10 protein-coding genes are annotated in these 5,373 nt (G+C 65.3%); 3 read left to right on the top strand and 7 right to left on the bottom strand.

Annotated elements, in window-relative coordinates:
* Positions 1-90: 90 nt before the first annotated feature.
* A complete protein-coding gene (locus GGQ98_RS17840) occupies positions 91-444 on the bottom strand; it encodes a DUF1428 domain-containing protein (RefSeq protein WP_184071987.1) in 354 nt (117 codons plus the stop codon).
* 134 nt (positions 445-578) lie between these two features.
* Here GGQ98_RS17840 and GGQ98_RS17835 point away from each other — a divergent pair, with 134 nt between their 5' ends.
* Positions 579-1,430 (top strand): SDR family oxidoreductase, encoded by an 852-nt coding sequence (locus GGQ98_RS17835; protein ID WP_184071985.1) that lies wholly within the window; start codon positions 579-581, stop codon positions 1,428-1,430.
* A 59-nt stretch (positions 1,431-1,489) separates the two neighbouring features.
* A complete protein-coding gene (locus GGQ98_RS17830) occupies positions 1,490-1,780 on the top strand; it encodes an alkylphosphonate utilization protein (protein WP_184071983.1) in 291 nt (96 codons plus the stop codon).
* Here the strand turns inward: GGQ98_RS17830 and GGQ98_RS17825 are convergent.
* Together GGQ98_RS17825 and GGQ98_RS17820 are read right to left on the bottom strand one after the other, a co-directional pair.
* Positions 1,777-2,520: a DUF72 domain-containing protein gene (locus tag GGQ98_RS17825; RefSeq protein WP_184071982.1), complete on the bottom strand. Its 744-nt coding sequence runs from the start codon at positions 2,518-2,520 to the stop codon at positions 1,777-1,779. The two genes, GGQ98_RS17830 and GGQ98_RS17825, sit on opposite strands and share 4 nt — an antisense overlap.
* 3 nt (positions 2,521-2,523) lie before the next feature.
* Positions 2,524-3,096: a 2'-5' RNA ligase family protein gene (locus tag GGQ98_RS17820; protein ID WP_184071980.1), complete on the bottom strand. Its 573-nt coding sequence runs from the start codon at positions 3,094-3,096 to the stop codon at positions 2,524-2,526.
* 177 nt (positions 3,097-3,273) lie between these two features.
* Here GGQ98_RS17820 and GGQ98_RS18745 point away from each other — a divergent pair, with 177 nt between their 5' ends.
* Positions 3,274-3,396, top strand: coding sequence for a hypothetical protein (locus GGQ98_RS18745; RefSeq protein ID WP_279380282.1), 123 nt, complete (start codon positions 3,274-3,276; stop codon positions 3,394-3,396).
* On the opposite strand, the gene GGQ98_RS17815 is transcribed toward GGQ98_RS18745, so the two are convergent.
* From GGQ98_RS17815 to GGQ98_RS17800, 4 genes are all read right to left on the bottom strand, one after another.
* Positions 3,380-3,910 (bottom strand): DNA-deoxyinosine glycosylase, encoded by a 531-nt coding sequence (locus GGQ98_RS17815; RefSeq protein WP_184071978.1) that lies wholly within the window; start codon positions 3,908-3,910, stop codon positions 3,380-3,382. The two genes, GGQ98_RS18745 and GGQ98_RS17815, sit on opposite strands and share 17 nt — an antisense overlap.
* Before the next feature lie 65 nt (positions 3,911-3,975).
* Complete coding sequence (locus GGQ98_RS17810; protein ID WP_184071976.1) at positions 3,976-4,635, bottom strand: hypothetical protein; 660 nt, start codon at positions 4,633-4,635, stop codon at positions 3,976-3,978.
* 132 nt (positions 4,636-4,767) lie between these two features.
* The gene (locus GGQ98_RS19000; protein ID WP_424141377.1) at positions 4,768-4,893 is read right to left on the bottom strand and encodes a type II toxin-antitoxin system CcdA family antitoxin; all 126 of its coding nucleotides are present in this window, start codon (positions 4,891-4,893) and stop codon (positions 4,768-4,770) included.
* Between the two features lie 28 nt (positions 4,894-4,921).
* Positions 4,922-5,266, bottom strand: coding sequence for a hypothetical protein (locus GGQ98_RS17800; protein WP_184071974.1), 345 nt, complete (start codon positions 5,264-5,266; stop codon positions 4,922-4,924).
* Between the last annotated feature and the right edge of the window lie 107 nt (positions 5,267-5,373).

The raw sequence follows: 5,373 nt of genomic DNA, 5'->3' as shown, positions 1-5,373 counted from the left end.
GTCAAAACCCGTCTGCTCAAGGTTCGTCTCCTTCCACGACCTTGAATCAGAACTCCAACTCAAAGGGAATCCTGTGAATGCAGACAGCTCCTAGACGCTCAGCAGCGTCTTGAACCCGCCGTAGATCATGCGCTTGCCGTCGAACGGCGGGTTGTCATGGCTGTGCGTCATCCGCTCGTCGGCAAAGACCTTGGCGTTGATCGCGTCCCGCGCTTCGCGTGAAGGATAGGTGATCCACGCAAAGATCACGACCTCTCCCTCCTTCGCCTGCACCGCGCGCGGAAAGGATGTAAGCTCGCCGTAGGGCACATCGTCCGCGACGCACTCCACATAGGATAGTGCGCCGTGCTCCATCCACACCTTGCCGGCAAGCTCCGCGAGCTTTCGGTAATCATCGAGCCGGTCCTGCGATACCGCGAGCACGAAGCCGTCGACATAGACCATGTGAAGTCTCCACCGTTTTGCCCAGCCTAGCGCAAGTTCGGCACGCGCGCACGCTGTGCGCGCCGAAACGAGGAACTGCTGAGGCGCTTGCCCATTATCCAGTGCGGGGCACGATATGGACAAGGAGCAAGGCGATGGCAGCGAAAGTCAGCAAAGTGCAGGAGGACCGGCTTCCCGGTCATGAAAGCCGGCTCGAACCCAAGCCGGACTGGGAGCCGCGCTATCCGGGGTCCGATCGTCTGAAAGGCAAGGTGGCGATCGTCACCGGTGCGGACAGCGGCATCGGGCGGGCGGTGGCGGCGCTGTATGCGCGGGAGGGCGCGAAGGTCGCGGTGCTTTACCTCTGCGAGCATGACGATGCGAAGGAAACGGCGCGCATCGTGAAGGCGGAGGGCAGCGAGGCGCTGACGATTGCGGGCGATATCGGCGACAAGGCATTCTGCGAGGATGCGGTCGGCAAGGTGATGAAGGCGTTCGGGCGGATCGATATCCTGGTCAACAACGCGGGCGAGCAGCACCCCGACAAGGACATTACCGATATCACCGACAAGCAATTGCGCCGCACGTTCCAGACCAACGTGTTCGGCATGTTCTATCTGACGCAGGCGGCGCGGCCGCACCTGAAAAAGGGCGCCGCGATCATCAATTGCACCAGCGTCACCATGTATCAGGGATCGGGAGAGCTGCTCGATTATTCGGCCACCAAGGGCGCGATCACGGCTTTTACGCGCAGCCTTTCGGAGAACCTCGTGGGGGAGGGCATTCGCGTCAACGCCGTCGCGCCCGGGCCGATCTGGACGCCGCTCAATCCGTGCGGCGGGGCGAGCGCGGAGAAGCTGGAGCATTTCGGCGAGTCGACGCCGATGGGGCGGCCCGGTCAGCCGAGTGAAGTCGCGCCGTCGTTCCTGTTCCTCGCCTGCGAGGACGCCAGTTACATGAGCGGGCAGGTGCTGCACCCCAACGGCGGCGTGATCGTGAACGGCTGAGCGCTTGCAACCCAGCGCCGCGCGGCCCAGAGGAAGCGCGCAGCGACGGGGAACGAACGATGGCCGACGAAGAGTATGTGTATGACGAGGACACCGGCGAGTGGATCAGCGCCGCCGATGCGGCTGCGCGGTCTGTCGTGGAGGTTCGGGACGCGGCGGGCAACCTGCTCGCGGACGGGGACAGCGTTACGCTCGTCAAGGATCTGAAGGTGAAGGGCGCGGGGCAGACGCTGAAGGTCGGCACGGTGATCAAGTCGATCCGCCTGACGGGTGATGCGCAGGAAATCGATTGCCGGTTCGATGGGATCAAGGGCCTCGTGCTGCGCGCCGAGTTCGTGAAGAAGCGCTAAAGGCGCGCGATGAGCGCCTGCGCGGCGGCGGGGGCGCGGACCTTGGCGCCGTTTATCATGAACACGAACGTGTCGCGGCCGCCGCTGGCCCAGCCGCGCGCCTTTGCGGCCCAGTCGTCGAGCGCGGCGTCGGTGTAGCCTGTGGCCACGTCCTCTTCGGCGCGCTGGAGGCGGGCGTAGGCGAAGTCCGCGGTGGGTTCGTCGATGGTCGGGTAGCCGGGCTTGTCGGCGTAGACGATTGCTGTGCCCGCGTCCTTTGCGAGGCGAACGAAGGCTGTGTCCTCGAAGCTCGCGTGCCGAACCTCCAGCGCGTGTCGGAGGGGGCGGGAGCCGAGCTTTTCGGGGAGGAGCTTCAGGAAGCCTGCGAAGTCCTCCGCGTCGAACGCCTTGGTGTGCGGGAACTGCCAGAGGATGGGGCCGAGCTTGTCGTCCAGCGCCTCAAGCCCCTGGCCGAGGAACTTCGACACGGACTCCGCGCCGTCACCAAGCACCTTGCGAACCGTGGTGAAGCGGGAGGCCTTGACGGTGAACACGAACCCCTCTGGCGCGGCCTCCGCCCACTTGGCGAAGCTGGCGGGTTTGAAGCTGCTGTAGAAGGTGCCGTTGATCTCGATGGCGCCGAGGCGTGCGGCGGCGTGTTCAAGCTCGCGCGTTTGCGGGAGGCCTTCGGGATAGAACGTCCCGCGCCACGGCGCGTAGGTCCAGCCGCCGATGCCGACGCGAATCCGCCCCCCGGCCATCCGCTATGCGGCCCAGGCCAGCGGCAGGGGAAGCTGCACCTTTTCCGTGACCTTGCCGAGCGGCCACTGCGCGCGCGCGATGTGGCGGCCCGCGCCGACGTGGCTTTCGATGAGCACAAGCTCGTCCGCGCGCCAGCTGATCGGGTCGATACCCTCCGTGCCTGTGCGCCACTGACGCCCGTGCGCGAGCGTGACGTGCGGCGGTGAGGCCGGCACCTCTGCGTCCACGCCTGCGGCGGCGAGGCGGTGGACGAGGTCGTCGCGGAGGCCGTCGATCAGCGTCAGCGGCTCCGACGCGGTGAGCAGGGCGCGGTCGTTGGCGCGCACGAGCTGGTCGAATACCGGGCGCTGGGCGGGGAGGGCGGCATCGTGCAGCGCCTCTCCGATGCGCTCCACCAGCGCAGGCTGGGGCGCTTCGAAATGGCCGTCGATCATGGCGAGCGTGATGTGCAGCCGGTCGGCGGGCAGCCGCGTCCCGGCGAGCCGGTAGACCGGCCCCATCAGCGCCAGCGTGGTCGCGAGCAGCGTGGGCGGCCGCAGCGCGAGGAGATAGCGATGGAAAACGACGTTTTGCATGGCACGCCTCTCATCCGTTCCGTCATTCCTCGATAGAACAAAAGAGGAACGACTGCAACCCCCTCAAGACAACGCACGAAGCGGCATCGGGTTCTGCAGATTTCCGGCGCATCGGGGCGCGAATGCGGCTAAGGACGGCCATGCGGGCACGCGCGCCCGCGAAAGAAGGATACGGCGATGGCCAAAGGTCAGATGAAGTCGAACAAGGAAGCCCGCAAACCCAAGGCGGAGAAGCCCAAGAAGAACAACGTCTCGCAGCCGTCGAACAAGCCCGGCGGCCTCGTTACGCTGAAGAGCTGAGCGGCGGCGCGAGACGCGCGCGCAGCCGCATCCAGTCCGCCTGCTTCACCGCGCCGGGCACGGCGCAGGCGCCGCTGCTCGATAAGAGCGTAAGCACGCGCCATCGCGCGGCATCCTCGCCGAGCCGGCGCAGCCCGATCCTCTCGGCGGTGCGGCCGTTGAAGGCGATCGTCTCCAGCGCCGGGAGCGCGTCCGCCATCGCGGCGAGGTCGCGCGCGGCGGGATCGCGAATGGCACTGTCGAGGCTCCCGGCGCGCTGCGCGTGCGCGATCACGTCCCACAGGCCGATGCCGCGCGCCAGCAGCGCCTCCAGCCGCGCACCGTAGGCCAAGGCGGGGAGGTCCACGCCCACCACCGCGCCCATCAGCCGCCAGAAGCCGTTGCCGGGATTGGCATAATATTCCTGCGCCGCGAGCGACGCCCGGCCTGGTAGACTGCCGAGAATGAGCACGCGCGTGCGCGCATCCGCGAGCGGAGGAAAGGCGTGATCGCGTGCAGGGGGCGAGGCGGTCATGAAGGGGCTTCCGGCAGGCAAAGGTGAGGAAAGTTACACCAACGCGCGCGATTGCCGAGCGGGCATCAGTCGTCCCGCGCGTTGAAGATCAGGTTTTCCAGATCCTCCGGGTCCATCAACATGTGCGGATCGGGCGGGCAGACGGGCATGAGCGCATCGAGCGCGCGGGCGATATCCGGGATGACGGCGGAGGGCGCGGGCAGGGCGGCGGGTTCGGCGGCTGATGCGGCGGGCAGGGCCGCACTCTCTGTTTCACCGGCGGGGATCACGCGGCGGCGATCGTCCGCCGCGCGGTATCGCTCCGGATGGTGCGCGCGCAGGAGGAACATGAGCAGGCGGTCGTTATAGCGGCGGCGAAGGTGGATGACGGCGCCGTCTTTATCGAGCACCGCATCCTCCACGCCGTTCACCGCGCGATCGAAGGCGATGTCGACGAGGCGGCGCGAGGCGTATGCGATCGCGGCCTCCCACGCGGCGGCGAAGCCCTCCGCACCCGGCGCGCGGCGCAGCCGATAACAGGAGTTCGCCGACATGCGGACGGCGCGCGCGGCCTCCACGACCGATCCGGTATCGGCAAGCACCTCGATGAACTCCCGCTGCCGCTGCGGCGTCCAGCCGTCCGACCGGCGCTGGCGGGCGACGGGTATCCATTCGAAATCATCGGGATTGAAACCGTGGGCATCGCGCACGGCGGGCGGCGGCGGGGAGGGGGCTTGCTGGGTCATTCGGGGAGACTAACCGATTTGGTACACTGTAGGACAATGGAATCTTTGGGGGGTACGGGTTCAATATCCCGCGGTCAGCAACGACGAGCACAAAGGCGCACTCAGCGCGCCCATGCACATCGAAACGCGCCCTCAGAACCGGAGATAATCAGCGAGGGGCACGCCTTCCTGCTCAACAAGATCGTTCCACGCCTCAATCGCTCCGGCATTCTCCGCTCGCCAATGCGCGCTACGCCCGTCGCGCTTGGGTTGGCGCAGCGGATGACTGGGGCTGACGAAGTTGCGCCTATTTGAAAACAGCCGCTTTTCCCTTCTTCATTTCCTTTTCGTAGCTGCTAAGGAGCACATTCCTCCAGCTTCTCACTTCTTCAGGGCTTTTGAGGTCACTCTTGTAGTCAAGCGACGCGCCCTTTTCAGTAATCTCATATTTTAGATCGACGAGGAGGTCCCCAAGAACGGCAGGAGCTTGCGCCAAGATGGCGGCTCTTTCGTCCGCGCTGCTCATGGCGCCTTTGTCCAATATAAGATTACGCGCGCGAGCGGAGCGTTCCATGACATGTCGCATAACGTTAAGTACGAAAAAGCTGGTTAGAGCATAACCAGCCATCTGATCGTGACCGATCTCATCCATTTGATTCTTAATTAGATGTTTAGTCCCTCGTTTTGATGGTGCGGTTCTCTGATAAACCGTTTTGGCTGCTCGGACCATATTTTGCAGACATATTCATATGGGGTGAG

Origin of the sequence: Sphingosinicella soli, from assembly GCF_014199685.1 — a bacterium.
Taxonomy (GTDB): domain Bacteria; phylum Pseudomonadota; class Alphaproteobacteria; order Sphingomonadales; family Sphingomonadaceae; genus Sphingosinicella; species Sphingosinicella soli.
This window is presented reverse-complemented; position numbering and strand designations above follow the sequence as displayed.

What these genes read in the sequence shown, in the direction of transcription:
- GGQ98_RS17815 (WP_184071978.1), bottom strand. Translation starts at nt 3,910, where the DNA reads ATGACCGCCTCGCCCCCTGCACGCGATCACGCCTTTCCTCCGCTCGCG.
- GGQ98_RS17810 (WP_184071976.1), bottom strand. Translation starts at nt 4,635, where the DNA reads ATGACCCAGCAAGCCCCCTCCCCGCCGCCGCCCGCCGTGCGCGATGCC.
- GGQ98_RS17825 (WP_184071982.1), bottom strand. Translation starts at nt 2,520, where the DNA reads ATGGCCGGGGGGCGGATTCGCGTCGGCATCGGCGGCTGGACCTACGCG.
- GGQ98_RS17835 (WP_184071985.1), top strand. Translation starts at nt 579, where the DNA reads ATGGCAGCGAAAGTCAGCAAAGTGCAGGAGGACCGGCTTCCCGGTCAT.
- GGQ98_RS17800 (WP_184071974.1), bottom strand. Translation starts at nt 5,266, where the DNA reads ATGGATGAGATCGGTCACGATCAGATGGCTGGTTATGCTCTAACCAGC.
- GGQ98_RS17830 (WP_184071983.1), top strand. Translation starts at nt 1,490, where the DNA reads ATGGCCGACGAAGAGTATGTGTATGACGAGGACACCGGCGAGTGGATC.
- GGQ98_RS18745 (WP_279380282.1), top strand. Translation starts at nt 3,274, where the DNA reads ATGGCCAAAGGTCAGATGAAGTCGAACAAGGAAGCCCGCAAACCCAAG.
- GGQ98_RS17820 (WP_184071980.1), bottom strand. Translation starts at nt 3,096, where the DNA reads ATGCAAAACGTCGTTTTCCATCGCTATCTCCTCGCGCTGCGGCCGCCC.
- GGQ98_RS17840 (WP_184071987.1), bottom strand. Translation starts at nt 444, where the DNA reads ATGGTCTATGTCGACGGCTTCGTGCTCGCGGTATCGCAGGACCGGCTC.